22 protein-coding genes and 2 pseudogenes are annotated in these 26,005 nt (G+C 68.8%); 16 read left to right on the top strand and 8 right to left on the bottom strand.

Going from position 1 to position 26,005, the window contains the following annotated elements; translation table 11 throughout:
- The first annotated feature begins 763 nt into the window (after positions 1-763).
- Together F8566_RS19035 and F8566_RS19030 are read left to right on the top strand one after the other, a co-directional pair.
- The gene (locus tag F8566_RS19035) at positions 764-1,522 is read left to right on the top strand and encodes a DUF2637 domain-containing protein (protein ID WP_151561620.1); all 759 of its coding nucleotides are present in this window, start codon (positions 764-766) and stop codon (positions 1,520-1,522) included.
- A 413-nt stretch (positions 1,523-1,935) separates the two neighbouring features.
- On the top strand, positions 1,936-2,364 hold the full coding sequence (locus F8566_RS19030; protein ID WP_151561619.1) for a methyltransferase domain-containing protein: 429 nt from the start codon (positions 1,936-1,938) through the stop codon (positions 2,362-2,364).
- A 268-nt stretch (positions 2,365-2,632) separates the two neighbouring features.
- On the opposite strand, the gene F8566_RS19025 is transcribed toward F8566_RS19030, so the two are convergent.
- Positions 2,633-6,691 carry an NHL repeat-containing protein gene (locus tag F8566_RS19025; protein WP_151561617.1) on the bottom strand — a complete coding sequence of 1,353 codons (4,059 nt, stop codon included), beginning with the start codon at positions 6,689-6,691 and terminating at the stop codon, positions 2,633-2,635.
- Between the two features lie 5 nt (positions 6,692-6,696).
- A complete protein-coding gene (locus F8566_RS19020) occupies positions 6,697-7,251 on the bottom strand; it encodes a hypothetical protein (protein WP_151561616.1) in 555 nt (184 codons plus the stop codon).
- A 301-nt stretch (positions 7,252-7,552) separates the two neighbouring features.
- Between F8566_RS19020 and F8566_RS51305 the strand changes: the two genes are divergently transcribed.
- Entirely contained in the window at positions 7,553-7,936 is a 384-nt protein-coding gene (locus tag F8566_RS51305; protein WP_225993318.1) for a hypothetical protein, read from the top strand.
- Positions 7,937-8,893: 957 nt separating this feature from the next.
- Here F8566_RS51305 and F8566_RS19010 read toward each other — a convergent pair.
- Positions 8,894-9,778: a LysR family transcriptional regulator gene (locus tag F8566_RS19010; protein WP_151561615.1), complete on the bottom strand. Its 885-nt coding sequence runs from the start codon at positions 9,776-9,778 to the stop codon at positions 8,894-8,896.
- A gap of 98 nt (positions 9,779-9,876) precedes the next feature.
- On the opposite strand from F8566_RS19010, the gene F8566_RS19005 reads away from it, so the two are divergent.
- The 5 genes and pseudogenes from F8566_RS19005 to F8566_RS51300 all read left to right on the top strand — a co-directional run bounded on the left by F8566_RS19005 (position 9,877) and on the right by F8566_RS51300 (position 13,154).
- Positions 9,877-10,842, top strand: coding sequence for a nitrilase family protein (locus F8566_RS19005; RefSeq protein ID WP_225993317.1), 966 nt, complete (start codon positions 9,877-9,879; stop codon positions 10,840-10,842).
- A 16-nt stretch (positions 10,843-10,858) separates the two neighbouring features.
- Positions 10,859-11,620: a nuclease-related domain-containing protein gene (locus F8566_RS19000; protein WP_151561612.1), complete on the top strand. Its 762-nt coding sequence runs from the start codon at positions 10,859-10,861 to the stop codon at positions 11,618-11,620.
- Between the two features lie 272 nt (positions 11,621-11,892).
- Positions 11,893-12,069, top strand: a pseudogene (locus F8566_RS52265) (hypothetical protein); the annotation flags it as partial.
- 12 nt (positions 12,070-12,081) lie between these two features.
- Entirely contained in the window at positions 12,082-12,810 is a 729-nt protein-coding gene (locus F8566_RS18995) for a hypothetical protein (RefSeq protein ID WP_264159346.1), read from the top strand.
- Positions 12,811-12,824: 14 nt separating this feature from the next.
- Positions 12,825-13,154 (top strand): hypothetical protein, encoded by a 330-nt coding sequence (locus F8566_RS51300; protein WP_225993315.1) that lies wholly within the window; start codon positions 12,825-12,827, stop codon positions 13,152-13,154.
- Positions 13,155-13,348: 194 nt separating this feature from the next.
- Here the strand turns inward: F8566_RS51300 and F8566_RS18990 are convergent, their stop codons facing one another.
- The gene (locus F8566_RS18990) at positions 13,349-14,512 is read right to left on the bottom strand and encodes an NAD(P)/FAD-dependent oxidoreductase (protein WP_192809743.1); all 1,164 of its coding nucleotides are present in this window, start codon (positions 14,510-14,512) and stop codon (positions 13,349-13,351) included.
- A gap of 98 nt (positions 14,513-14,610) precedes the next feature.
- Here F8566_RS18990 and F8566_RS52650 point away from each other — a divergent pair, with 98 nt between their 5' ends.
- Entirely contained in the window at positions 14,611-15,369 is a 759-nt protein-coding gene (locus F8566_RS52650; RefSeq protein ID WP_318836422.1) for a helix-turn-helix domain-containing protein, read from the top strand.
- A 560-nt stretch (positions 15,370-15,929) separates the two neighbouring features.
- Here the strand turns inward: F8566_RS52650 and F8566_RS18980 are convergent.
- The 3 genes from F8566_RS18980 to F8566_RS18970 form a co-directional block, all read right to left on the bottom strand.
- Positions 15,930-17,243, bottom strand: a complete 1,314-nt coding sequence (locus F8566_RS18980) for a replication-associated recombination protein A (RefSeq protein ID WP_151561608.1) — start codon at positions 17,241-17,243, stop codon at positions 15,930-15,932.
- 100 nt (positions 17,244-17,343) lie between these two features.
- Entirely contained in the window at positions 17,344-17,712 is a 369-nt protein-coding gene (locus F8566_RS18975; protein ID WP_151561606.1) for an MmcQ/YjbR family DNA-binding protein, read from the bottom strand.
- Positions 17,709-18,104, bottom strand: a complete 396-nt coding sequence (locus tag F8566_RS18970; RefSeq protein WP_151561605.1) for an MmcQ/YjbR family DNA-binding protein — start codon at positions 18,102-18,104, stop codon at positions 17,709-17,711. Before F8566_RS18970 ends, F8566_RS18975 begins: the two co-directional genes overlap by 4 nt.
- A gap of 234 nt (positions 18,105-18,338) precedes the next feature.
- Between F8566_RS18970 and F8566_RS18965 the strand changes: the two genes are divergently transcribed.
- From F8566_RS18965 to F8566_RS18940, 6 genes and pseudogenes are all read left to right on the top strand, one after another.
- Positions 18,339-19,169 (top strand): helix-turn-helix domain-containing protein, encoded by an 831-nt coding sequence (locus F8566_RS18965; RefSeq protein WP_225993312.1) that lies wholly within the window; start codon positions 18,339-18,341, stop codon positions 19,167-19,169.
- Positions 19,170-19,608: 439 nt separating this feature from the next.
- Positions 19,609-20,835 (top strand): annotated as a pseudogene (locus F8566_RS18960) (carboxylesterase family protein); the annotation flags it as partial.
- A 266-nt stretch (positions 20,836-21,101) separates the two neighbouring features.
- Positions 21,102-22,124 (top strand): alcohol dehydrogenase catalytic domain-containing protein, encoded by a 1,023-nt coding sequence (locus F8566_RS18955; protein WP_151561601.1) that lies wholly within the window; start codon positions 21,102-21,104, stop codon positions 22,122-22,124.
- Between the two features lie 377 nt (positions 22,125-22,501).
- Positions 22,502-23,146, top strand: coding sequence for an alpha/beta hydrolase fold domain-containing protein (locus F8566_RS18950; RefSeq protein WP_225993311.1), 645 nt, complete (start codon positions 22,502-22,504; stop codon positions 23,144-23,146).
- A gap of 317 nt (positions 23,147-23,463) precedes the next feature.
- Positions 23,464-24,219, top strand: coding sequence for an SDR family oxidoreductase (locus F8566_RS18945; RefSeq protein WP_151561600.1), 756 nt, complete (start codon positions 23,464-23,466; stop codon positions 24,217-24,219).
- 40 nt (positions 24,220-24,259) lie between these two features.
- The gene (locus tag F8566_RS18940; RefSeq protein WP_151561598.1) at positions 24,260-24,955 is read left to right on the top strand and encodes a TetR/AcrR family transcriptional regulator; all 696 of its coding nucleotides are present in this window, start codon (positions 24,260-24,262) and stop codon (positions 24,953-24,955) included.
- A 177-nt stretch (positions 24,956-25,132) separates the two neighbouring features.
- On the opposite strand, the gene F8566_RS49915 is transcribed toward F8566_RS18940, so the two are convergent.
- A complete protein-coding gene (locus tag F8566_RS49915; RefSeq protein ID WP_192809740.1) occupies positions 25,133-25,279 on the bottom strand; it encodes a hypothetical protein in 147 nt (48 codons plus the stop codon).
- Positions 25,280-25,508: 229 nt separating this feature from the next.
- On the opposite strand from F8566_RS49915, the gene F8566_RS49910 reads away from it, so the two are divergent.
- A complete protein-coding gene (locus F8566_RS49910) occupies positions 25,509-25,685 on the top strand; it encodes a hypothetical protein (RefSeq protein WP_192809739.1) in 177 nt (58 codons plus the stop codon).
- Positions 25,686-26,005: the final 320 nt, after the last annotated feature.

Here is a 26,005-nt window from a genome sequence, read left to right as displayed (position 1 = left end):
AGTGTGATGGCCGGAGAATGGATGCCCGTCGAGAGGGAGATGCTAGAGCGAGGCCGTTGTCAGCCGCGACGGTGCGGAGAACCGGAGGAGAAGCTGCCCGGAGTACGGATCTAGCGAGGCGACACCACAGCGCCATGGTGGCTTTCCATCCCTCACGAGCATGGTGGTCACTTCGTAGAGACGCTCGATCCTGAGGGGTTCGATCTTGAGGGGTTCGATCTTGAGTCGGGGGTGGTTGTAAGGCTTGTCTCGTGTGGAAGAGGCCAGGGGCGCGGGGGCGGAGCCCCCGCCCGGGGTCTGGGGCGGAGCCCCAGGGAGGACTGTCCGAGCGGAGTGAGGGCCTTGCTTTTGGGGTTGGCGGCCTTGCTCTTGGGGTGGCGGTCTCTTGCTGGGGGTGGAACGGCGGAGGCCCCGCCCGGGGTCGGGAGGGGCCTTTAGTCTGGGAGCCGGCGAGGGGACTTGAACCCCTAACCTTCTGTTTACAAGCCGCGACAAACCCGTGCCAGCAGGTCACCTACTCTCCCATTTCATCCCGGTTCGTACCGGTATCCGTGAGTCAGCGTCCCGGTTCATCCCGCCCAGTCCCTCGGGGTACCGGGACGCTCGGGCACACCTCGGGCACACGCGCGGCCTAACTACCTGACGGCCAATCACGAGGTTGGCTCCTCCCCCTCCTGTCCCGGGTCCGGCGCTGGGCTCATGTTGACGAGCCTGGCGCCGTGGGCCCTCGTTCTCCGGCAGATGAGAGAGGACCACCGGAGTCATGTCTGCTTCCTCACCCCGGCTCAGCACACAACCCGGCCGGCGGGCGACGTACAACCAGATCCTCCCCCGCATCATCACCGCAACGCTCGCGCTGATCGCGGTGTTCACCTTCGCCTTCAGCTTCACCAACGTCTGGGCGCTCGGGAACCGTCTCGGTGTCGAGCCCTGGGCGGCGCCGCTGGTGGCCCCGGCCGTGGACCTGTCGGTCACCGGGCTTCTGCTGGCGGTGCACCATCTCAGCGTCCACGGCGCCACCGCGCGGCAGCTTCTCCCGGCTCGGCTGCTGCTGGTCTTCTCGGGCCTGGCCACGCTGGCTCTCAACGCCGCCGAACCGATCCTGCGTCGCGACTATGCTCGTGCCGCCTTCGACGCGGTCGGACCGCTGCTGCTCATCGGCTGGTCCGAAGTCGGCCCCGGCCTGCTCCGGCACCTCCACACCATCCAGCCGCCTGGCCAGCAGTCGGACCCGCACTGCCCGGCCAGTCCGACTCCGACCGCCACGAACGGATCAGCGTTGAACCCCGGTCGGCAGCCAGCCCCCAGACCCACACCCTCTAAACCGGCCATCCGCCGCAGGTCGTCGCCGCTTCCCAACGACGAACTCCTCACCCGAGCCCGCGAGATCGATCAACAACACCGGCGCGAGCAAGGCCGCCCCGTCTCCGCTGACACCCTGCGCGTCACCCTCGGCGTGGGATCGGCCCGCGCCCGTTCACTCGTCGCCTCGCTGCGCGCCACCCACACGCACGCGTCGTGATCGAAGAACGTTTCAGAGAACTTCCGCCCTAGGCTTCCAGCGTCGGTTGCGTCCAAGCGGCAAGGTCTCTGGTCATCGGTGTCAGTGCGGGTCAGGGGCGTCAGCTAGGTCGTGTGGCACAGGGCGTCTCACAGGAGTCCATCAGCAATGGTGTGAGACCTCACAGGCGGCCATCGTTTGGCAATCTGACCGGTGCGGAGTCCGGCGTGCGGAATGCAGCGGTGGTATCCGCGAGTGCTGCTTGGTCGGGGCTCGCGGTTGGTGGCAGCTGATTAAGACTGGGTGTGTGGATGTCCAGGAGCTGATCCTTCGGTCTGCTGGTCGTGTGCGGGCGTCAGGGCGTGTGGTGTCGCTCGATGACGCTGTCTGGTTCGAGCCTCCGCTGCCGCAGCCGCGGCCGCTGTATCCACTTCATGATGATGCGGTCCCAACGCGCCGACACCGTGCACGAGCCCCCACAGCAGGCCGACTCCCAGACCATGACCAGAATGGATCCGCGGCTCATCGCCAACGCCGAGGGCGGCGCACAACTGCTCATTACCGCACGGCTCGGATCCTTGGCAGTCGACTCACGTTCGGTCAAGACCAACGACGGCTGGGCCCGCCGGATCATCCTCACCGACCCAGACGGTGACTCCTGGGCGGCATGCACCGCCCCCCGCGGCGCAGCCGACTACGACGTAGGGCAGGGCGGCACCCGCCGGTTGTGGGACGAGGCCCAGACCGCCTACCTAGAGTGGCTGCGACTCGGACGCCCAGGCCGCAGCCGGTTCGGCTTGACGGCCTCGCAGAACCAGCAGCGACTTTGGCTCGATGCGCCGGACAACATCATTACGAGGTGACAACTGCGCCCTGACCGGGACCGGAAATCACCTTCGCGGCGCGAGCCCGCGCAGGCCGCTCCATCCGTCGTCATCGACGGGCACGATCACCTCAGCGTGGACGGCCGCGACGTCGGCGTAGCGAGTGAGAATCGAGCAGCTTCACCGAGACGGCACAGCTGGTCGGTCGACGCGACAACCGACCATACCGAGAATCGGATCCTAAGCATAAAACCAGACAGAAAGCTGATTCTCCTAGGTGTGCGATCTTCAACGATGTGTCCGGGTTTTAGAGGCAGGCGCGACGGACCCGGTGGTTGTTTGCGTCGGCGATGAATAGGTTCCGGCCGGCTTCGTCGGTGTGGATGCCGTGCGGGCCGTTGAGTTGGGCCTGGGCGGGGTCTCCTCCGTCGCCGGAGTACCCTCCCAGACCGGTGCCGGCGATGGTGGTGATCAAGTTGCCGTCACAGGTGACCATGCGAACGGCGGGGGCTCCGGTGCAGCTGATGTAGAGGTTGCCGGCGCGGTCGGTGGTCAAGCCTGCCGGGATGTTCAGCTGGGCACCTGCTGCGGTCGGGTTGCCTCCGTCGCCGCCTGCGCCGGCTCCGCCGGTCCCGGCCCGCGTGGTGATGTTGCCGGTGTTCACATCGACACGGCGGACGCGGTGGTCCCCGCTGGTGCCGATGAACACGTTGCCGTTGGCGTCGGCGGCCACCGAGACCGGGGTGTTCAGCTGCGCCATTGTGGCCGGCGCGCCGTCGCCGCCGTAGGCCGCGGCTCCCGTGCCGGCTTTGGTGGTGATGATGCCGGTCGGCAGGCTGATGGCCCGCACCCGATGGTTTCCGGTGTCGGCTACCAGCAGTTCGTTGGTGACGCTGTTGAAGGCCAGATCGGTCGGGGTATGCAGGGTCGCGGCCGTCCCGGAGATGTTGTCGCCGTTGTGGCCGGGAGGAGCGGCGGGTTGCCCGGCCACCAGGTAGGTGTTGTTGGTGGCCAGATCGATCCGGCGCACGCAGTGATTGGCCGTGTCGGCCACGTACAGCGCGTGCGCTACGGGATCGTAGGCCAGGCCGCCCGGCGAGTGAAGCTGCGCCGCGTTCGCGGGGGAGTTGGCATCGCCTGTGTCGCCATGGTTGCCATCGCCCGCCACGGCGGCCAGGTGGGATGTTGTCAGGCTGACGGACCGGATCCGGTGGTTGCCGGTGTCGGCGATGAACATCTGGTCCGGCCCGCAGATCAGGGACAACGGCGCGGACACCCGGCCGTTGGTGGCCAGGTTGCCGTCGCCGGTGTTCCCGGCTGTGCCCGCGGCGCCGGCGAACACGGCCACCACGCCGGTGGCCCTGGTGTACGTCCGGACGCAGTGATCGTGGTCATCGGCTATATAGACATCATTGGTTGCCGCGTCGGAGCTCACCGCGACGGGGTGCTGGAGTACGCCGGGGGCGACCAGGGTGGTCAGCTGCCCCGCGGTATTGATCTCCCAGATTTGGTTGTTGCTGGTGTCGGCGATCAGGACGGTGGTCGCGGCCCCGGTCCCGGCGACGCCGACACCGTGGGGGGCGTTGAGCTGGGCGGTGACCGCGGGTAGGCCGGCGGCGCCCAGGCCGGCCACGCCCGTACCGGCGATCCCGGTCGCCTGGCCGTGCAGCACGCTCCGGATCCGGTGGTTGCCGGTGTCGGCGATGTATAGGACTCCCTCGGCATGGGCCAGGCCGCGGGGGCTGTCCAGTTGGCAGCCGGTGGCCGCCCCGTCCGGCCCGTCGCCCGCCACCGTGCCTTGCCCGACGGCCGTGGTGATGATGCCGGTGGCCAGGTCAACCTTGCGCACGCAGTGGTTGCCGGTATCGGCGATGTAGAGCGCGTGGCTGGCGTCGTCGTAGGCCAGGCCGCGAGGGCCGTTCAGCTGGGCGGCGTGCGCCGGTCCGTCGTCGCCGTGGAAGCCCTCCGTGGCGGCGGTCCCGGCGACGGCGCTCACCTGGCCGGTGGACAGGTCGATCCGGCGGACGCGGTGCCGGGCGGAGTCGGCGACGTAGAGGTGGTTCCGGTATGGGTCCAGCGCGACGCCGGCCAGGGTGTCGAAGCGGGCCTGTGCGGCGGGCGCGTTGGCGTCACCGCCGTACCCGCCGCCGGCGGCGATGCCGGCCAGGGTCTGGATGACCCCGTCTGTGCCGATCCGGCGGATCCGGTGCGCGCCGGTGTCGGTTATGTAGACCGCAAACCTGGAGTCCTGCAACACGTACCGCGGATCGGTGAAGCTCGCCGCCGTGGCGGGCAGGCCGTCGCCCGCATGCGCCCCGGCTCCGGTGCCGGCCGCGGTGCGGATCCGGGCCGGGAACATGCCGTGGCAGTAGTGCACCGACAGCGAGCACGGTCCGTTCGGGCAGGTGCGGGGATGGCGGTGGCAGCCCACCTGCGGGGCGCCCCAGGCCGCGGCCAGGCCCACCCGGGCCGCGGCAACGGCTGCGGCGGCCACATCGTCACGAGTGACCCCCGCGGCGACGGGCGGCCCGGCGATGGCCGCCGCGGCGGCGACGCGCTGCAGGATCTTGGCGTTGTCGTTGTCCACGAGCGTCGCGGGCGGCACCACTTGCGCGTGGATGGGCACGGCCGGTGTGCAGCCGGCCGCCGCCGCGATGGCGACCGCCATGTCGTCGCGGCCCAGCCCGGCCGTCGCGGCCGCGGCGGCGCCGGCGGCCTCCGGCGGCTGCTCGGCGTAGGCCAGGCCTGGGCTGCCAATGCGCGCTTGCTGGGCGGCGGCGACCGCGGCGACCAGGATCGTTCGCAGCGCGGCCACAGTCGGCACGGGCGGCACTGCGGCGTGCGCCTGCGCCTGGTTGATGGCTCGCTGTAGGAAATCATCAGGCACGGCCGCCTCCATCGCGGCCAGGGTTTGCGGGGCGGTCGCGGCGGCGTACGCCGTCCGCGTCGCGTTGGTGATGGACGCCCCTTGCTCGATCTCGTACTTCACGCTGGCGGCCACCTCTCTGGCAGCGCACGCGGCGGCCAGGGCAACGCAGTCGACGATGGCGGCGACCAGGCCCTGGGCCGCGGCGGGCTGGACGGCGCCGGCCGCGGCTGTGGCCGTCCCCATTGCGGCGACAAGCTCCGCGTGCGGCACATGCGGCACGGGCGGCGCGCCCACGGCGGCGGCGATCGGCGCCAGCGTGGGCGCGCCGGTGGCCGGGGTGATCAAGGCCGCCGCCACGGCGGGGTCGCCCTCCAGCGCAGCTTGGTATGCCGCGCCGGCCGCCACCCGCTCCCGGCCGGCCAGGGCCGGCCGGCACACCTGCACCTCGGCGGCCGTGGCCGCGAGCAGCCCCACGGCCGCCTCGTCTCTGTTCTGCGGCCCGCCGGGCGCGGCCGCCACGCCCGGACCGGGTGCCGCGGCCGGCCAGACCAGGCCGACGTTGCCGCGCGGGCCGGCGTATCGCGCCGCGAGCTCAGCGCCGCCGGTGTCCATGCGGTGGTCGTCACTCCAGCCTTGCTGCTCATAGGCCGATACACCGTCGTCCAGCGGATGACCGTAGCTGTTGCCCCAGCCGAACGAGTAGGCGATCAGGTGTGAGGTCACGGCGGGATCAGGGCGCGGGATGTCGAGCGCCTGGCCCACCTCCGAGCCGTGGTGGGAGGCGACCAGCCCCACGCACTGCTGGTCGCAGTTGTGCACGAAGGTCTGCCGGTTCACACCATTCGGCCGGAACCGCTGGAACGTGGCGTCCCCGGTCAGCAGCATGTACTGGGCGGGGTTGCCGGGATTGCGCAGCCGCAGCGCAAGCCCGGTGTTGTTGATGTTGTTGTGAGTGACCTTGATGACCGTGAAGTCGTTGTGGGTCGCGTCGTAGTTACCGCTGGGCGCGAGCGCGTTCTCGTCGCGCCACAGATACAGATCACCGCCCTGAACCGCACCGTTTACCGGCACCCCCGCTAGGGCGCTGGCGACCGCGCCGGACGTCGCGCTCCTGTTCGCCTTCAGAGTGGCCGGACTTTTCTGCGCTGGAGCCAGGCATTCAATGCCGACCAGATGCGTGGCCGCCAGTGCCGCATCCAGAAAGGCGTAGTGATCGTCGTCCCAGTGCGAGAGGATGAACAGGCTGTGTGCGACGTCCAGGCAGAAGACCGGCGTCGGGGCCGGGATGGTGAACTGATTTCCTCTCGTCCCGCCACCCATGTCGTAGTAGATGATCGGCCGGCCGTCGTCGTCCATGACGACATTGCAATTGCCCTGCCCGATATCGGCGACCACAACGAAACGCGGGTTCGTGCCGGCCGGGAGCCGGGCCGCCAGCCGTAGCTGGCAGGCCGCTGCGGAACCCGCCACGGTGGCGCCGAGCTTGTGCTTGGCCATCGCTGTCAGCCCTCCGCATCCAGAATCGTGTCGAGCAGGGTCAGCTTGTCGGCGGCTTGGCCGGGCGGCTGCACCGACAACAGCCGCCCGCCCTGCGCCGGCTGGCCGTGGACGGCGATGAGGGTTGGATCGGTGACGTCCGGCGGCGGGAGGTATACGTCGACGGGAATTAGCCCGTCCGCGCGATTGGGGTCGACCGCAAGCTCCAGCCTCAGCCAGCGGGTGGGAAGCTCACCGGCGCCGGCCACCGCGCCGAGCGCGGGCTCGAGCATGTCGAGCAGGTCGTCCTCCGGCTGGATGAACTCCACGATCAGCGACCCTGCCTGCTGGGCGATCGTGCGCCAGGACGGAAGATCCCCTAGGTCGCCGCGTAGGCCGTCGAACCACTGCGCGGCAAAGCAGTCCAGGTCGACCAGCCACTGGCCGGCGTTCGCGTCCCCGGTGGCGCCAAGCTGCTCAACCAGGCTGAACTGACCGTAGTAACGGGTGGCGCCGCGCTGCCGTTTCGAAGGTCGCCCGTCGATGTCAGGACTACGAGAGAGATCCCCTCCGCGCTTCACAACTGTTTCCCCTCCGCCTGACGCCGTGGCGCAAGCAAATATCTCGCTCTATTTGAGCGCTGCCAATCGGCGCCCGGTAAACCGAGAGCGGCATCACCCATAACAGTGCAGGAAATTTGAAATCCTCCTGATCGCTACGCTCACATGTTTCCAACCTCATCGGTGCGTGGTCCAGAGCGAGAATCGCCTGGACGATGGCCTGTAGCGGTCACGCAGACGGTAAGTAACAGGCCTTGCGCCACAGGCGCCAGATCCTGGAAGTGGTAGTGACCTGCCCGCCGAGGGCAGGGATCGTGGCCTGATGACGGCCGAATATGTTCTGGCGTTCACCGAGCCTGCGGCCTTCAGAACGCTCGTACAGAGGCGCTTGGTGGTCATCGCCGCAGGTGCTGCGACCCACCGCCGGCGCCGTTTGCCACCGGAACCCGATTCGGGCACGACCCGCCAACGGGCCCGGGCATCAAGCCAGTCTTCGCGTCACTCCAGATCGAGGTCTCTGGAAACCCCGCGACCCAAGACCAATGACTCCGAGGAATCGATCAAGCGCCTGATCAAACAGGAGGCGCCGGTGCAGCGCGTGGCCGGCGTCTCCCACTCATTCCTGTACGGCCACGTAACCCTGCGAAGGCGGATCGAACAGTTGTGGGCCCATCAGGCATCAGCGCTCGACCAGGCCCGATCCTAACTTCAGCCCGGTGCCGACCCGGCCGTCGACAGCGTGGTGCTCGCGCCAACGGCAAAGATCTCCCGGCTCAGACGCACCCACCGCGACGAACTCGCCGCACTACGACACGCGCTGGAGCAGGCGCACGGGGAGAACCTGCTCCTGCGACGGCAGCTTGCCTACCAGGACTCACCGCCAGCCGAAACCGCTCGTGAGACCAACCGCTAGATGATCATCTGATATCGGACAGAAAGTGCATTATCTGGGGTGGACTCGCGGGCCTCATCGATGTTCGTGACGATCGCCTGTCGCGATGACCATCGGTCCAGCTCGCGCCCTGGAAGTAGCGCTCGGCGCCACCCTGGTGCTGGGAGCCTTGGGAACGGCTCCCGGCGTAGCGGCCACCGCGCCGGCCACCGGTGCGGCCACCGGTGCGGCCGCGGCCACTGCGGCCCTGCGCGCGCCCACCGCCTGCTACCGCGCCACAACCCGCCTATGGGTCCGCACGGCTCCAAATCTCCATGCGCAAAGGATCGGAGAACTGAGGTCGGGTCAGGTGGTGCGCGCCTCCGTCCAAACCACGAACGGCTTCCGCGGGCTGGGCCCTAGCCGGTGGGCGCCGGCGCGCTACCTGGCATCCACTTCCACAAGCGCCTGCTGAAGGGCCGGGCAGGAGTCCGGCAGGCGCGGTAGGGGTGGCGGCCCGGCGCGCCCCCCGTGTGCGCGGGCCGTAAGTAGCGTTGCTGTCGCGGCTCCCAACTGCGTCGTGGCGAGGTGCTTGCCGATGAGCGTGACCGTGCATGGAATCCCTGGCTGGAGTCTGACCCAATCGGGCGGCAAATACCCAGGGTCGTTCTTGAAATGGCCTGAGGTTGGTTGAACAGATCCCGTCCGATCGTCTTGATCGGGCGGGATCTCGTGGTTTAGCGGGCATTGTGATCGCCGATGGGCGGGTGTGCGTGCGCCAGCGCCGCTTAATTAAGCGGCCACTTCGCGCACGACCTCCAGGAAGTTGACAGTCAGTGGATTGCGGGCATGCCGATCCCACACCGCCCCGATTTGCCAGGATGCGGCGTCGTGATCCACGGTCGTGAGCACGACCTGCGCCGGTGCGATCGAATCCGCACTGGCCGGCACGAACGCCGTACCCACGCCCGCTGCCACCAGGGCGAGCACGGTCTGCAGGTCATGCGCCTCCTGCACCACCTCTGCGTGCACGCCGAGGGCAGTGCACAACCCCTCGATCTGTGACGCCAGCCCTGGTCCTCTCACCTGTGCCAATCCAACGAACGGCCGCGCGGCCGCCCACTGCGCCACAACGTCTGCGTTCTTGGGCGGTGGATCATCCGGTGAGTCACCGGCCGTGGCGATTGCCAGGCGGTCGGTCTGCAGGGTCAGCCGCCCCCACTCTCCACCGACCGGCAGCCGAACAAATCCGACGTCCAGTTGGCCTGTCGCGAGCCGCTCCAGCTGTGCTTGCGAAGACATGTCGTCCAGGATGATGTCCGCGTCCGGGTAGCACCGCCTGAAGGCCGCCACCGCCCGCGGCGCAAGCTCGACGCTCGACAAGCCGAAACCCACCGACAGCCGTCCGATCTCCCCGCGCGCCATCCGGTTCATTCGCACCGCCAGAGCGTCGGCCCGCCGCACGAGATCCCGAGCCTCCGGCAGCAGGATCGTCCCCAGATCGGTGAGTGTGGCGCCGTGTCGGCCGCGATGGAACAACCGCCCCCCGACCTGTGCCTCAAGCGCCTGGATCTGTTTGCTCAGGGCCGGTTGGGTCATGGCCGACGCCAGTGCCGCCCGGCCGAAGGCGCGGTGCTCGACAACGGTCAAGAAGGTGCGAAGTAGGCGAATATCCATTCCTGAATATTATGTCATCCATCAAAAGATTCATTGGACGAATGAGTCCTGGTTAGGATTCGATGGTGAGCGCGGATGGGCGACACCAAGGAGGAACCATGCGCTGTGCGACCGTTCAGTTCGAGCACCGGGCCGATGACAAGACCTACAACCTGGCCAGGATCGAGCACTTCACCAAGCGGGCGGCCGAGACCGGGGCCCGGGTCGTCGTCTTTCCCGAGATGTGCGTACTGGGCTACTGGCACCTGCGCCGTTACCCGGCCGACCGGCTCCGAGAGCTCGCTGAACCGGTGAGCGGCTTGTCGGTGGAGCGTGTGCGCGGGCTGGCGGTCGAGTTCGGCATGGCCGTGGGCGTGGGCTTCCTGGAGATCGATGATCAGGACCGCCTGTTCAACTCCTACGCCATGTGTCTGCCGGACGGGCGCGTCCACATTCACCGAAAACTGCATGCGTTCGAGCACGAGGCGATTTCCAGCGGAGACCGCTACACCGTCTTCGACACCCCATGGGGCGTGCGCATGGGGATTCTCATCTGCTGGGACAACAACCTGGTCGAGAATGTCCGGGCGACCGCGCTGCTCGGCGCGGCGGTCCTCGTCGCGCCGCACCAGACCGGTGGCACCGCCTCCCGCAGCCCGCACGGCATGCGCCCGATCCCCGTGGAGCTGTGGCGTGACCGCGACCGCCGCTCGATCGAGGCCGAACTGCGCGGGCCGAACGGGCGGGAGTGGCTCATGCGCTGGCTGCCTTCCCGCGCCCATGACAACGGCCTCTTTCTCCTGTTCAGCAATGGTGTGGGCCGGGACGACGACGAGATACGCACTGGGAACGCGATGATCCTCGATCCGTACGGCAGAATCCTCGCCGAGACCTGGGCCGCCGAGGACACCATGGTGGTCGCCGATCTCGATCTCGACCTGCTGCCCATGTCGACCGGCCGTCGCTGGATTCAGGGCCGGCGGCCCGAGCTCTACCAGATCCTCACCCGCCGCTTCGGCGACGAACGCGACGCTCGCAGCGCGCGCTTTTCGGCCGAGCCCGTGCTACTCCACCGACTGGAGTGACCTCACAAAGCAGCCGGTGGAACGCGTGGTCACCATGCTGGAGATCCTCACCAGGGAACTGGCCTCTCAGCCGGCACGGCCCATCCACGTGCCCGTCCGGGAAGCGATCTCGCCTGCGGCGGGAAGCGATCTTCGCGAAGGCGCGCCTTCCCAGGTCGCCCACACTCGTGAACACCCCAAATACGGTTCAGATGCGCGGCGCGGCGACCTCCATGAAAAACGCGTCGCGCAAGCGATCGAACAGTGGCTGAACCAGCGCGACGACCACTTCCACCTCTTCCATGACCTCGCCGAGTTCCACCAGGTCAGCGGCGCGGGCTTGGAACCGCTGAGCCTCGGCGGCACCAATCTCGACCATGTGGTCCTGACCGGCGATACCTGGCTGATCGTCGACGCCAAGGGGTGCGGTGCCGGAGTCCTAGGCCTGGATCCCAACCGCGACGGCGTCCTGGTCAAACCCGACGGCACCACCAAGCAAGAGAAATGGCTCGATGACGGGCGCGCCTACTCCCGAGCCGGCGTGCTGTACCGGCTCACCGACGGCATCCGCGGGCAGACCGCCTGGATCGTGCCCGACACCACCCTGCTGCACCCCAGCCTCCAACACGCAGCCTGCCGCAAGCGAGGCGGCCTGGTACTACCGATGCGCGCGCTGACCGACGGCCACTTCGACCAGCACTTCCCCGCACCCCAACGCCCCGCCGATCCCGCCCACATCGCCCGGCTCTCAACCCGCCTCAGTACGCACCAGCAACCGCGGCCAACGAGCTCGCCTTGAACGGCGGAACAGCCCGATAACACCCGCTCGCGCCCTGGATCAGGCGAGGTTACGGGGCCGGGGGCGGCGCGCCCAGGTAACTCTCGACGACGCCCTGGCCGTGGTCGCTGACGGCCTTGAGGCCAGCGCCCTGGCGTTGGGCATCAGTCCGGCGTGGAACAACAGGCACAGCGAGGGTCCGACACTGGAGCCTCGTCTCAGCGCGTGCTGGGAGATGGACTATCGGTGGTGGGAATTCCTTAAACAGTGAGGCCCTGCACCGTAGCCTGAAGGTGTCTAAGTCTTCTGGTGAGGAGCAGGGCCCATGGCCGAGATTAACACTCCGCTCGATCCCGCAGCAGGGGTTCGCGCAGCGACTCCGGTACTTCCGTGACCGCAACGGTTTCCCGCGCAATGTCCTGGGCGGGCTGGTTGGCCGTTCCGGGGATTGGGTGAAAGACCTGGAGAATGAGCGGTCACTGATGCCGCGGCTGCCGATGCTGATCAGTCTCGCCAACGTTCTCAGCATCAAGGCCGACGACCTCGTCGGCCCTGAAGGCGTCCCGGTGTCGACCTACACCAAAGCCGCCCACGAAAGCCTGCCCGCCATCACTGCGGCCCTCACCAACTACCCGATCGACACCAGCCACATCGAGCCGCTGCAGCCTGCTGACCTGGCCGCACGCGTCTCCCAGGCATGGCAGCTCTGGCACGGCGCCGCCCGCCAGCGGACCGCCGTCGCCGTGGTGCTTCCCGAGCTCATCCGCCAGGCCCGCATCTCCGCGCGGCTCCTTGAGGGCCAGCAGCGGCGGGAAGTCCTGCGCCAGCTCGCCCAGATCTACCACCTCGCACAGCTGTACCTGTCGTTCCAGCCCGCACCCGAAATGCTGATGCTCGCCGGCGACCGGGCAATGACAGCCGCCCAGGACTCCGACTGTCCGCTAGCGATCGCCGCAGCGGCTTGGTACATGAACCACATCTTCCGCGACGCCGGCGAACGAGACGAGGCCCGCATCGAACTCGCCACCCGAGCCGCCACGCTCCTTCGCCCCGACGAAGAGACCGAGCACCGTGCCCGCTGGGGCTCCTCCAACTCGCCATCGCCCTCAGCCACGCCAAATCAGGCCGGGAAGGCAAAGCGCTACAGCACTGGGATGAGGCCAAGCACGCAGCCCGCGCCCTCGGAGGGGACTACAGCCACCCATGGTTGATCTTCGGTCCAGGGATGGTCGACGCCTACCAAGTGACCATCCAAGCCGACCTCACCCACGGCGGCACCGCCACGGAAGTGGCCAGAAGACTGGAGCTGTCCAAGATGCCGTCGGCCACCCGCCGAATCTTCCACCTGACCGAGACGGCCCGCGCCTACTTCATGCGCCGCAAGCACGTCAGCGCCGTGCACCTGCTCACCAAGGCCTACAAGACCTCCCCAGATACCACCCGCTTCTCCCTCTTCGCCCGCTCAGCGGTCCTGGAACTGGAGGAACGAAAAATCCCCGCAGTCCAGGACGAGGTCCACGATCTGGGACGGAGCCTAGGCCTCATCGCCGCTTGACCTCACCATGGCGGGCAACCCGCCCGGCAATCGTGCGGCAACGCAGCTCCCCGAGCCAGAGCCGACTGCGGGCCGGGGAACTGTGCGGCCGGGGCCGGTTGGCGCGCTGGGCGCGGCGAGAGCCGGGCCGGTACCTGGACTTGCACGTCCATGGATCGCGATATAGCGATCGGTCGATAATTGACTTTGTCAACCTAGGTTGACAGCGTCTCGTGCAGTTTCCAGCGCCGTACCTGGCTAGGAGCGATGTACGGGCCTGTCGGGCCGGTAGGAAGAGAGCTCGTCGATGTGGCTACCGGTCGTGAGCCCACGGGCGGCGAGTTGGGCAAGGTGTGGGGCGAGGTGATGCCGCTGTGGGTGGCGGCTACATACAGTCTGGGCAGGTGCCAGCCGATGAGGGGAAGACCGTCCAGGGGCATCGGGCGGATGCAGCGTCTGGCCTGTGCGATGTGGGCTTGGGTGAGGGCGGGGATGATGCTGCGGGCACGGTCAAGGAATTCTTCCGCTTGTGACTGCAGGGTGGGCATGGGGGTGTTCATGTCGATCTTGGCGTCGAGGTCGCTGGCTTCGAGCAGCAGACCGCCGTCCCAGGCGGGCCGGGCGTAGACGCCGGGTGCATGGATCAGGCCGCGGAGCACGCCGGAGGCAGGGGTGGTCGCGGCTACGAGGCAGGGTGCTGCCGAACCGGGCGCGTGGACGTCCAGGAGCGGGATGGTCAGGTCTGCGGTGGCCAGGATTTCGGGTGTGCGCCAGCCTGCCGCGCACACGGTGACGTCGGCGGCGATGTCGGCGCCGGATTCGAGGCGGACGCCCGTCACGCGATCGCCGTGGCGGAGAAGGTTGGCCACCGGGTCTTGGGTAATCAGCTGGGCGCCGGCGTTGTGGGCGCGGTCCATGAGTGCCTGAATGGCCTGGGTGCCGTGGATGAAGCCTTCTTCGGGGAAGTGGGCGATCAACGCGCCTGCGGGGATGGTGAGTGCGGGTTCGATCGCGCGGGCTTCGGACGGCGTGATGAGCCGGGCGGCGTAGCCGCGGGCACGGAGGCGCTCGACTCGCTGGGCCAGTTCAGTCCGGGTGGTGTCGGTCTGGGCCCAGGTCATGTTGCCGGCGGGCACGTACCAGGAGGGGTGGCCGAGCTCGGCGGCCAGCCGGGCCCACTCGGCGAGAGCGTCCTGGCGGAAGGCAAAGTAGTCCGGGTCGAGGGTTTTGTTGGCGTTGAGCCAGGCCAGGCTGGTGGCGGTGGTGCCCTGTCCGGGCTGGTGGGAGTCGATGATGGTGACGCGGGTGTGAGGGGCGAGCCGGTCGGCCAGCGCCGTGCCGATGATCCCGGCACCGATGATGAGGATGTGCTGGGTCATCAGCGGCGCAGGTCCAGGCTTCGGCCGATCGCGGTGGAGGTGTAGTCCTCGATGCCTTCTTGGAGGCGTTGAGCTGTCGGGCTGCCTCGATACTGGGGGTGCGCCAGGCATCGCCGTACCTGGTCGAGGCCTTGGACGAAGGTGTCCAGGCGCTGGTCGGGGTCGACCGCCAGGATCGGCGGGACGGCCTCGGCGGCGCCGTCGAGTTCACCGCCCTGCAGGTGCGCCCGTACACCGTCGATGCGGGCGAGGATTTCCGCGCCATAGAAGCGCTGCTCGATGGGGGTGGCTTCGAACAGGGCGATGGCGGTGCTGGTGTGGTCGAGCGCGTCGGCTGGTTGCCGCAGTTCGAGATAGGTACTGCCGGCCAGATAGTGCTGCTGGGCGTCGCTGACGCCCAAGACGCCGCCGACCTCATCGGGGCCCGGAATGCGTTCGCATTCCTGCTTCCAGCGGCGAAGCGGGTCCTGCTCGTCGTTGATGCGTCCGATGCGGGCGTTGGCGCGGACTTGGAGCAAGGCGAGCAGGACCCCGGCGCTGTCGGTGGCCGGGTAGGTCAGCCCGTCTTCGGCCAGTCGCCCGGACTCGATGTAGTCGCCGCTCCAATAGGCCAGTTTGCTTTGGGTGGCGCGGACCCAGGTGCGAGCGCCAAACTCCAAACCGCGCTTGAGGTCCTGGACTGGCTCGACGTCACCCTGCCTGACCACCTGGCCGATGCCGCCCAACTCCGCCTCGCACACCCCACCCTCAGCCTGGAACAACTCGCCAAAATCGCCGACCCACCCACCACCAAAGACGCCATCGCCGGCCGCCTGCTCAACCTCGCCGACACCCACACCACCACGGCGACCCCATAGCCCGACCATCGAAGCCGAAGCCCCCGCACGACATCTCGGTGACCTGGCATTTCCCTCGAAGAGACCGAAAATCGGGATGCGTGACCATCACAGGTTTCCTACGCTGGAGGCGTCGGAGTGTCGGAAACCCCAGGGGCCCTGCCGACCTCCGGCTCCAAACTGCGGACATCAACAACAGCCGATCCAACGAACACCGGCACCCCCAGCCGGTCACCAGCTCGGCGAGGCTCAGATCAGCCTCGGGTCGATCCAGGTACCGGCCGATCGGCAGGGCCGCGTACACACGCGGCCGAGGTCGTTGTCTGTGTCGGGCGGGCTGGCGTGCAGCTGTTCGCGCACCAAGCCCACCCCGGGCCTCGGTCAACTCCAGGTTCTGGTCGGTGGATCTCCAAGGGCCGCGCCGCGCGCAAGCGCGCCACCGTGTCGCTGGTGGCGAGGATCTCGCCCACTGGTGGAGTGTCGGTATTCGAGAGTTGCAGTATTCGCCCGCAAGGTGGCTGCTAAGTATGGTGCACGACATCTGCCGTGTGCTGACTCTGGACCCTACCCACGTGTCCGCGTCAGCCGCGTTGCCGGCGGGCACGCAGATCGGCCCAGTGGCGCAGGCGTTCGCTGATCTGGGCTTCGTGGCCGTTGCGGGTGGGCTGGTAGTACGTCTCGCGGTCCATGCCGTGGGGGAAGTAGTCGGCGCCGGAGAAACCGTCGGCGCTGTCGGGGTCGTACTGGTAGCCCTTGCCGTAGCCGAGGTCCTTCATCAGCCGGGTCGGGGCGTTGAGGATGTGGGCGGGCGGCATGAGCGAGCCGGTCTGCCGGGCCGATCGGTGTGCGGCGTTGAAGCCGCGGTAGACGGCGATGGACTTGGGGGCGGTGGCAAGGTAGACGACGGCCTGGGCGATCGCCAACTCGCCCTCGGGGGAGCCGAGTCTCTCGTACACGTCCCAGGCGGCGAGGGTCTGCTGGACGGCGTGTGGATCGGCCATGCCGATGTCCTCGTTCGCGAAGCGGACCAGTCGGCGGGCCACGAACAGCGGGTCCTCGCCGCCGTCGAGCATGCGGGCGAGCCAGTACAGGGCCGCGTCCGGATCGGAACCGCGCATCGACTTGTGCAGTGCGGAGATCAGGTTGTAGTGGCCCTCCTGCGCCTGGTCGTACAGCGGGGCCCGCTGCTGAATGTGATGGGCGAGCCCGGCGGTGTCCAGAGGAGTCCCGGTGTCCGGGAGTGCCTGGAGCTGTTCGGCCATGTTGAGCAGGTAGCGGCCGTCGCCGTCGGCCATGGCGATCAGGGCGCGGCGGGCGTCGTCGTCCAGGGGCAGACGGTGGCCGGTGAGCTGCTCGGCGCGGTCGAGCAGCGTGGACAGCGCTGCCTCGTCGAGGCGTTTGAGGACGAGGACCTGGGTGCGGGAGAGCAGGGCGCCGTTGAGTTCGAAACTCGGGTTCTCCGTGGTGGCGCCGATCAGGGTGACTGTGCCGTCCTCGACGTAGGGAAGGAAGCTGTCCTGCTGCGCGCGGTTGAAGCGGTGGATCTCATCGACGAACAGCAGGGTGCCCTGCCCGATGCCGCGCCGGCTTCGTGCGGCGGCGAAGACCTTGCGCAGGTCGGCCACGCCGGAGAAGGTGGCCGACACCGGTTCGAAGGCCAGGTCGCCGGCGTCCGCGAGGAGCCGGGCGATGGTCGTCTTCCCGACGCCGGGCGGGCCCCACAGGACGGCGGAGCTGAGGCGCTGCTGGGCGACCATGCGGCCCAGCGGGGCGTCGGGGGCCAGGAGGTGGTCCTGCCCGACGACATCGTCCAGCCGGGTGGGGCGCAGGCGGTCGGCGAGCGGCCGGGCGGGCTCCTCGCCGAAGAGCGGCAGGGTCGCTTCGGTCGGTTCCATCAGTCTCTCGGCTCGCTGGCGGACGCGTGCGGACATGACGAGCCTTGCACGGGGCTCTGACACGCGTCGGCTCAGCGGCGCGCGGGGAAGTTCGCGGAACTCATCGAGCCCCGGGGCGGTCGCGTCGCGGCAGTCGCTCGACCGCCAGGTGGTAGGAGTCCTCGACCGCGTCGGTGACCAGCCGCTCGGTGATGCCGGGGCCTGCCCCGAGGGAGATCCAGTGGCGTTTGTCGAGGTAGCGGCCCGGTGTGATCGAGGCGTAGCCGCGTACCAGCGCACGGGCGTGCTCGGGTTCGCACTTGACCGTGACGATCTGTTCGTCCGGGTCGCCGGTGATGATCAGGAACACCTTGCCCACGACCTTGTACACGTCGAGTCCTGGGGTGAAGGGGTAGCCGTGACTGACGTCAGGGAGGGCCAGGGCCGCCTGGCGGGCGGTGTCCTGGAGCCGGTCGCCGACCGTGCTCACCGGGCCGCCCGTGTGCCGGTGCCGTAGGTGTGCGGGTCGACGGGCTGCTCCGCCTTGGGCAGGTGGGCGACGACAAGCCGGTAGGAGTCGGTGACGAGTTCCTCGACCAGCTTCTTGTCGACGTCTTCCCCGCTCTCCAGGGTGATCCAGTGCTTCTTGTTCATGTGGTAGCCGGGGGTGATGTGGCTGTACTGCTCCCGCAGGGCCTGGGCCTCGCCGGGGTCCGCCTTGCAGATCACGACGGGACGCCCTGGGACTTCGGTCATCAGCATGAACACCTTGCCGCCTACCTTGAAGACCTTCCAGTCGGGGCCGAAGGGATGCTCCAGCTGGGCTCCGGGGAGTTCCTCCGCGCAGTCGGCGGCGGTCTTGTGCAGGGTCGGTCCGTTCATGCGTGGTGAGCCTTCCCAGGTGGTGACGGACTGTGGCATCGAAGGAGGCGGAGGGCGCGCCGCGCGGGCGCGGGGGCACGTCCCATCCTTCCGTCGAAGCCGACTGCGAAGGCGGTAGGCTGCGGACACGTGATGGTCGATAGGCGACACTCCGGGCCGAGTGGGCAGGCTGGACCGGCTGCGGTTCCGCTGTACGGTTTCCAGCCCCCGGTCGGCACTCCCTATGGCCTGGAGGTGAGTACCGTTGAGGATTTCTTCGCCCAGCACGACGACTGGCCGTGGAACCCGCCCCGTCCGGGCCGTGCCACCTTCCACTACCTCATCGCGGTCACCGAGGGTGAGCTGCGGCACGACGTCGACCACGTCACGCGGACCGTCGCCCCCGGCCAGTGGCTGTGGGTGCGTCCCGGACACGCGCAGTGCTGGCATCCGCCCGGCACCGCCCGCGGCCCGTTCATCCTGTTCGAACCGGACGTACTGCGACCCGACCTCGCCCGTCTCCTGGCCCCGCTCACCGCGCACGAGGCCCCGGCGGTGCTGAGCCCGCACCCCGACGACATCGCCTGGCTCCAGCAGACAGCACTCCAGCTCCTGGACGAACACCGCGCACTGGGGCGCCGCCCCCTCGATGTCCACCACGCCCTGCGCCGTAGCCTGCTCGAATCGCTGCTGCTGCGCCTGGCCAACTCCCCGGGCATCGTTCCCGTCGCCACGGCCACGGCCGGCACGGGCCGTGCCGACAGGTACGGACGCTTCCTGGACGCCCTGGAGCTGCACTTCCGTGACCTGCACCAGGCCGCGGACTACGCCGAGCTGCTCGGCTGCTCGGTCCGCACCCTCAGCCGCGCCGCCCGGGGCGCCACGGGCAAGGGGGTGCGTGAACTCATCGACGAGCGGCGCCTCCTGGAAGCCCGGCGCCTGCTGAGCGTCGCCCGCTGGGACGCCCGGACCGTGGCCGACCACCTCGGCTTCACCGACCCCGCCAACTTCGGTCGCTTCTTCCGCGACCGCACCGGCCTCACCCCCGCCGCCTTCGCGGCCAGCGAGGCCACAACCCACCCGTGAGCGGAGCGCCGCGGCTGGCCGACCTCGGCTGGCCACCCTCGCCGGAGCCCGGCTTGCGGTGGGTGGCGAACACCGGACGCGCTCTGCCCCCTGGCTCCCAGCCCGGCCGACAGGGCCCGGCCCCTCAGCCGTTTGCCGTATCGCTGAGGCCCGACCTCGACCGCAGCTCACCGGTGCCACCGCCCCATGCGGTGCCTGCTCGGCCGACTTCCCGAGCTCCTCCGGGCCCGCCGATGACAGACACCAGGCCACTCCGACCTCCCCTCGGCTGCCTGGACCACGAGTGGAGGACAAAGGAAGTGTCACCTGCTGACCACCAAGTGACCGCTGCACACCAGGCGTTTTGTCGTATCCCGGGAAACGATGGGAGCGGTCACCGCGAGCGACCAGCCGCCGACTCACCGCGCGCAGCATCCGAATCGCGCTGGAAGGACATGTCATGGCCACCTCCGCTCCCAAGGCTCCGACTGCACCAGGGGTGCGGTCCTGGTGGGGGATCCCGTACGCCACCGCCGAGCGGTACCGCCGTCCCGTGGTCACGGACTTCGATCCAAGCCTCCCCTACGACCGTAAGGGCGTCGTCTCCGTCCAGCCCGACAGCGGCGACTGGCTCGAAGCGGACAGCGGGATGGGCGAGGACTGCCTGAACCTGAACGTGTGGGCTCCCGAGCAGCCGGCCGACAAGGCACTGCCGGTGACCGTGTACATCCACGGCGGCGGATTCGAGTACGGCGCGAACACGCAGATCACCTCGAACGCCGCCGGTCTCGCAGCGACGGGACGCGTGGTGGGCGTGTCGATCAACTACCGGCTCGGCGCCCTGGGTGCGCTCTCGCTCTCGCAGTACGGCGGGCGACTGGCGGAGGCCAGCAACCTCTTCCTGCAGGACGTCACCGCCGCGCTCACCTGGATCAAGCAGAACATCGCCCACTTCGGCGGCGACCCCGACAACGTCACCGTCTACGGCCACAGCGCCGGCGCCTATACCGCCTTCGGGCTGCTCGGCGCCTCCTTCGCCAACGGCCTGTACCGGCGGCTGGCCGGGTTCTCCGGCGGGCCCGCTCGTAGCGTCCCGGCCTGGTGGGCCGAGGAGCTCGCGCACCTGTTCGTCACCGAACTCGGCGTGGCGGACAACCCGGAGAAGCTGCTCGACCTCGACGCGGTCTCCCTGCGGGACGCCCTGCGCAAGGTCGCCCCGACGGACCTCGGAGTCCGCGGCGGGGTGGACAACAAGGCCACCGGCGTCGTCCTGGACATCGGGCAGCCCGGCGCGGTGGTGCACGCCCACCCCATGGACGTCCTGGCCTCGGGCGCGCACCGTGACGTGGACGTGCTGCTGAGCATGGCGAGTGACGACATGGGCTGGTGGGTGGCGAACGACCTCGACCGCTTCAACCCGCACACCCTCGACCGCATCGTCGACGAGGTCGCGGGGTGGCGCATTTCCCGCTCCCGCGCGAAGAAGATCGTCGAGGCCTACGACCAGGGCGGCCGTACCCCGGCCGAGGTCCGCGCCGCGGTCATGGCGGACTACCTCTTCGCGCTCCCCGCGGCCCGCGGCGCCCTGGCGCACGCCGCCGCGGGCGGCAACGCCCATCTCCTGATGATCGGGCCCGCCGAGGGCGCGCCCGCGGTGCACGGCACCGAGATGTACGCCCTGGTCGGCCAAGGCCAGCCGGGTCGCAGCGCCGAACAGGCCGAGCGTGACACGCATATCCGCGACATCGTCCTCGACTTCGCCACCGGCGAGCAGTCCCATCTGTGGCCCGCCGTCACGGACAAGCCCACCGCGGAAACCGTCGGCAACCCGCCCTTCGAGGCCACCGTCCACTACCAGCAGGCCCTCGACCTGTGGGAGGGCATCGCCCGCCCCTGACGGCCGTCGGGCGATGCGGAAGAGCGCAGCGGACGACACGGAGTGAGGTACTCGGTATGAGCCAACCGACAGCAGCCGGCGACGCCGCACCGGCGACGATGCGGGCCGTCGTCGTCACCCGGCCCGGCGGCCTCGACGCACTGGAGATCAAGGACGTCCCGGTGCCCGCACGCAAGCCCGGCTGGGTGCGGATCACGGTGAAGGCGTTCGGCGTCAACGAATCCGAAGTCACCACCCGCAAGGGCGAGTCGGACGCGGAAGTCACCTACCCGCGCATCCCCGGCATCGAGGGCGTCGGCCTGGTCGATGCGGCCGACGAGGACAGCGGGCTGCGGCCGGGACAGCAGGTGGCCACAATGATGGGCGGCATGGGCCGCTCGTACGACGGCGCGTACGCCCAGTACGTCACCGTCCCTGCGGCACAGGTCATCCCGTTCGAGACCAGCCTGCCGTGGGAGCTCGTCGGTGCCCTGCCGGAGATGTTCCAGACCGCCCACGGATCGCTGACCACCGGGCTGGATCTCAGGGTTGGACAGACGCTGCTGATCCGCGGCGGCACCTCCACGGTCGGGCTGAGCGCGGCCACGATCGCGAAGGGCCTCGGGGCCACCGTGCTGTCCACCACCCGCAACCCGGAAAGGGCCGGGGAACTGCGGGCCGCGGGCGTCGACCATCCCCTCGTCGACAACGGGACCCTCGCCGACCAGGTGCGTGAACTGATGCCGGACGGCGTCGACGCCGCACTGGAACTGGTGGGCTGCTCGGTCCTCGCCGACACCCTGCGCACCGTCCGCCGCCACGGCACGGTCTGCTTCACCGGAGCCCTGGCGGGCCAGTGGACGATCCCCGACTTCAGCCCGTTCATGATCCCGGGCGGGGTGCGGCTGACCAGCTACGCGGGCGAGGCCGCCGACCTCCCGGCCGACGTCCTTGCCCACCAGCTCCAGGCCATCGCCGAAGGACGCCTCAACGTCCCCGTCGCGAAGGTCTACCACGGCCTGGAACAGGCCCGTGACGCCCAGGCCGACCTTGAGTCCGGCACCACGCCGGGCAAGCACGTCGTCGTCCTGGACGACTGAGAACGGATCGCGGGACACGACAAGGTCATCGCACACCTCGAGTCGATCGGCTCGAACCCGCACATCGTGCGCAGTGAGTACCTCAACCCGGCGGTGAGCGCCGCCGCTCCCCGCCGTTTCCGAAGGAGCGAACAGATGACGGACCGGACAGCGGCAGACCTCTTCCCCCGGGTTGGATTCGGAGGCCCTGACGGCGGGCGGCAGAGTGCGGGTGGAGGAGCGCCAAGTACCCGGGCCGGAGGGCGCGCCGGACATCACCGTGCTGATTCTCAGCCCCGTCGAGGTCCCAGGCCCCAAGGGAGGCATCCTCAGCCTTCACGGTGGCGGGATGATCATGGGGGGGTCGCCGGGACCACGTGAGTCATCTCCTCCTCCATGTGATCGAAGGGAGTGCGGTCGTCGTGTCGGTCGAATACCGGCTGGCGCCGGAGCACCCCGATCCCGCGCCGGTCGAGGACTGTTACGCGGGGCTGGTGTGGATGGCGAAGAACGCGGCCGAGCTCGGCATCGACCCCGAGCGGCTCCTGATCGCCGGAGTCAGTGGCGGCGGCGGCCTCGCGGCGGGGACCGCGCTGCTCGCCCGCGACCGCGCCTTTCCCAGGCTCAGCCACCAGGTCCTGATCTGCCCCATGCTCGACGACCGCTTCGAGACGCACAGCAGTCGCGGGGTGGACCGCGTAGGCGTATGGGACCGCCACAGCAATCTGTATGCGTGGACTGCCCTACTGGGCGAGCGGCGCGGCGGCCCGGACGTGTCGCAGTACGCCGCACCGGCCCGCGCCGAGGACCTCAGCCGGCTGCCGCGCACCTACATCGACACCGGCTCGGCGGAGGGGTTCCGCGACGAGATCCTGATCTACGCCCGCCGCCTGTCCAAGGCGGGCGTGAGCGTCGCTTTCCACATGTGGGGCGGAGCCTTCCACGGATTCGACATGTCGATGGGTCATGCGGCCGTGTCGCGCGCCTCCAATGCGACCCGTGAGGAATTCATCCGACGGGCTCTTGGCGGGGAAGCGGTGTGACGATGGCCGGAGAGGCTCCTCGCGTGATCTCGTCGAGCGGCTGTCGCGACCAGATCCTTGAGTGCGTCGGGCGCGCCGCCGGCGTGCAGCCCCCGAACCGCCGGCAGGTCCTAGGCGGTTGCGGCAAGGGCCGGTGAATAGTCGGTGGGTTCCGGCGGCTCACGCATGCGCCGTCACCCCACTCACGTGACGTCTACGTGATCAACAGATCCCCCCTCGATGGTAAGTGGATCGACTTGCCATGAGGGGAGTGCAGCAGTTACCTTCATAGGGTAAGTCCATCGACTTACCTTACGACTCGGCAAGGAACAATGAACATGAATCGTCTTGCGGGCAAGCGCGCCCTCATCACCGGCGGCACGAGCGGGATCGGTCTGGAGACCGCGCAGCGTTTTGCCGCAGAGGGGGCCGACGTGCTGGTCACGGGCGTAACCCCGGCCAGCATCGACAAGGCGCGGCAGGTCCTCGGGGACAAGGTGCCGGTGGTGCAGGCCGATGCCCGCGATCTCGATGCGCAGCGCGGCCTGGCGGAGCGGGTGCGTGAGCACTTCGGAGAACTGGACGTGGCGTTCCTGAACGCCGGCGTCTCGGACTGGCGGCCGTTCGAGGATCACACGGAGGGCAGCTACGACCGGCTCTTCGACATCAACGTCAAGAGCGTCTTCTTTCTCACGCAGGCCCTGGTGCCCGTGCTGGCCAACCCGTCCTCGGTCATCCTCAACGCGTCCAACAGCGCGCACGGCGGCTACGGGCAGTCGAACGCCTACGCCGCGACCAAGGCGGCTGTCGGCTCCCTGATGCGGTCGTGGAACGCGGACCTGCTCAGGTCGCACGGCATCCGGTTCAACGCGGTCAGCCCCGGCCCGGTGGACACCCCGCTGTACTCCAAGCTCGGGATCGAGGACCCCGCGCAGCAGAAGGCGGTTCTGGAGGCGATCAGCTCCGGCATCCCTCTGGGGCGCATGGGTATGCCCGAGGAGGTCGCGGAAGCCGTCGTGTACCTGGCCTCCAATGCCTCCGCCTTCGCTGTGGGCCAGGACCTTATCCTGGACGGCGGCCAGACCGTCCTCTGACGGCGAGGATGCGGCTGGGAGATGGGCAAGGGGCGTGGGTATGTCGGTGGCGGACCGTGACCGAGCGGAAACCGGTGGCGATACGCGCCAGGCGGGCTATCACGCGCAGATCAAAGCCGAGAACCGCGCGCGCATCATCCGCGCCGCCCGCGACCTCTTCCTCGCCCAGGGATACGACAAGACCTCCCTGGCCCAGATCGCCAGGGAGGCCCGCGTCTCCACCGGCACCCTCTTCAAGCGGTACCCCTCCAAGGCTGCACTGTTCGCAGCCGTCACCTCCGAGCAGTGGCAGCTGGATGTGCAGTACGTCGAGCCGCCCCCGCCCGGCGATCCCCGGTACGGCCTGACTCACATCGGCCGCGACTACGCCTGCCTGGTCTCGCGGCCCGGCACGGCGGCGCTGTGCCGCCTCATCATCACCGAGCTTCCGCAGATGCCGGAACTCGCCGACATCGTCGGCACCGGCTTCGCCATCGATCGCGGCCCCTTCTTCGACCGGCTCCGCGACTACCTCGAGGCCGAAGTGCAAGCTGGCACACTCGTCTTCCGTTCTACCGACGGACAGACACAGACGGCATCCGCAGTGGCCGAACAGTTCCTCGGCATGATCTGCGGCCAGCTCCTGTGGCCTCAACTCGTACGGACCGACTTCGTCCCTCCCGCCGACCCGGTCGATAGCACGGTCGTGGACGAAGCCGTCGCCCTCATGCTCACCCGCTATCGCGCTCGATCCTGAACCCAGGACGCGGCGGCTACTGCCGGCCGACCGCAGAAGCGTCTGACGCAGAGTGGCGGCCCGCACGTGAGTCAGCCGGCCTGGCGGAGCGCCCGGAGTCAACAGGTGAGTCCGCCGCCGCACGAAACCACCGACCAGGACAATGATCAGACTCGGAACAACGCCCTGCTCCACTACCTAGCCCTGCGGGGCGGCCCGTCGCACTGCGAAGTACTCGGACCAGTTCCCGCTGGCGAGGGTGGCCCAGCGTTCGGCTGTCTTGGGGTGGATGCCGAGCAGGTCGGCGATGACCATGGGCGGCAGGTCTACTAGGGCGTCCATCATGGCGGTGTTCCGTGCTGCGCGGGCCGGGCAGACCGTGGTGTCTCAGGGTGTCGGCGAGGCCGAGGGGGTTGCGCGGGCGTCCAGGGCTGTGACCGGGCAAGAGGTATCTACACGCGGCCGTGTTGCTGTGCCGGGGGCTTTGCTGGAGCTGGTCGTCAATGAGGCCGGGCGAGCTTCGGCGGGAGCACGAAGGGTGGTGGTTGACCGTCAGGTAGGTATGCCCCTGGTCGTGGCGAATGTGGTCGTCGGTGAGTTCGACGATGCGGGTCAGGGGGAGGGCGTAGAGCCGGACGAGAGCAGCCGCGACGCGGACCTCCAGGGGCAACGCCGTGTCGTTGAAGCAGCGCAGCAGCTCTTTTCGGTGCTCCTCCTCGGCTTGGAAGTGGCCGGGGAGTTGGGCGGCTGAGTGCTCGATGACTAGATCGGGCGGGCAGAGGCGTCGTGCAGTGCTCCAGCGGAGGAAGGGGATGGAACGGAAGCGCAGGGTTGGCCGGTCGATCGCCCAAGTGTCCAGATGCCGCTGCTGGGACCACACCAGCGGCGGCGCGTGCAGGCCGGCCAGGTGGGTGATGTGATCGGCCAGCGTTGGGAGCGCCCACCAGATCCAGCTCGCCGCGCACGCTCACCACAGCCCAGCCATCGCGGTCGCCGACGCTGAAGCGCAACAGCCCGGGTCAGACGCCATTGCTCACAGCACGCCGCGAGATCTCCGCCCGTTCAGCGCAA

Origin of the sequence: Actinomadura rudentiformis, assembly GCF_008923185.1 — a bacterium.
Classification (GTDB): Bacteria; Actinomycetota; Actinomycetes; order Streptosporangiales; family Streptosporangiaceae; genus Spirillospora; species Spirillospora rudentiformis.
This window is presented reverse-complemented; position numbering and strand designations above follow the sequence as displayed.

Bases quoted from the DNA above. Each gene is read 5' to 3' on its own strand.
- F8566_RS51300 (WP_225993315.1), top strand. From the start codon at position 12,825: ATGGTCGACGCCTACCAAGTGACCATCCAAGCCGACCTCACCCACGGC.
- F8566_RS19025 (WP_151561617.1), bottom strand. From the start codon at position 6,691: ATGGCCAAGCACAAGCTCGGCGCCACCGTGGCGGGTTCCGCAGCGGCC.
- F8566_RS19010 (WP_151561615.1), bottom strand. From the start codon at position 9,778: ATGGATATTCGCCTACTTCGCACCTTCTTGACCGTTGTCGAGCACCGC.
- F8566_RS18995 (WP_264159346.1), top strand. From the start codon at position 12,082: ATGCCGCGGCTGCCGATGCTGATCAGTCTCGCCAACGTTCTCAGCATC.
- F8566_RS49915 (WP_192809740.1), bottom strand. From the start codon at position 25,279: ATGATGGACGCCCTAGTAGACCTGCCGCCCATGGTCATCGCCGACCTG.
- F8566_RS18940 (WP_151561598.1), top strand. From the start codon at position 24,260: ATGTCGGTGGCGGACCGTGACCGAGCGGAAACCGGTGGCGATACGCGC.
- F8566_RS18980 (WP_151561608.1), bottom strand. From the start codon at position 17,243: ATGGAACCGACCGAAGCGACCCTGCCGCTCTTCGGCGAGGAGCCCGCC.
- F8566_RS18945 (WP_151561600.1), top strand. From the start codon at position 23,464: ATGAATCGTCTTGCGGGCAAGCGCGCCCTCATCACCGGCGGCACGAGC.
- F8566_RS19005 (WP_225993317.1), top strand. From the start codon at position 9,877: ATGCGCTGTGCGACCGTTCAGTTCGAGCACCGGGCCGATGACAAGACC.
- F8566_RS18990 (WP_192809743.1), bottom strand. From the start codon at position 14,512: ATGACCCAGCACATCCTCATCATCGGTGCCGGGATCATCGGCACGGCG.
- F8566_RS51305 (WP_225993318.1), top strand. From the start codon at position 7,553: ATGACGGCCGAATATGTTCTGGCGTTCACCGAGCCTGCGGCCTTCAGA.
- F8566_RS18955 (WP_151561601.1), top strand. From the start codon at position 21,102: ATGAGCCAACCGACAGCAGCCGGCGACGCCGCACCGGCGACGATGCGG.
- F8566_RS19030 (WP_151561619.1), top strand. From the start codon at position 1,936: ATGATGATGCGGTCCCAACGCGCCGACACCGTGCACGAGCCCCCACAG.
- F8566_RS18970 (WP_151561605.1), bottom strand. From the start codon at position 18,104: ATGAACGGACCGACCCTGCACAAGACCGCCGCCGACTGCGCGGAGGAA.
- F8566_RS19035 (WP_151561620.1), top strand. From the start codon at position 764: ATGTCTGCTTCCTCACCCCGGCTCAGCACACAACCCGGCCGGCGGGCG.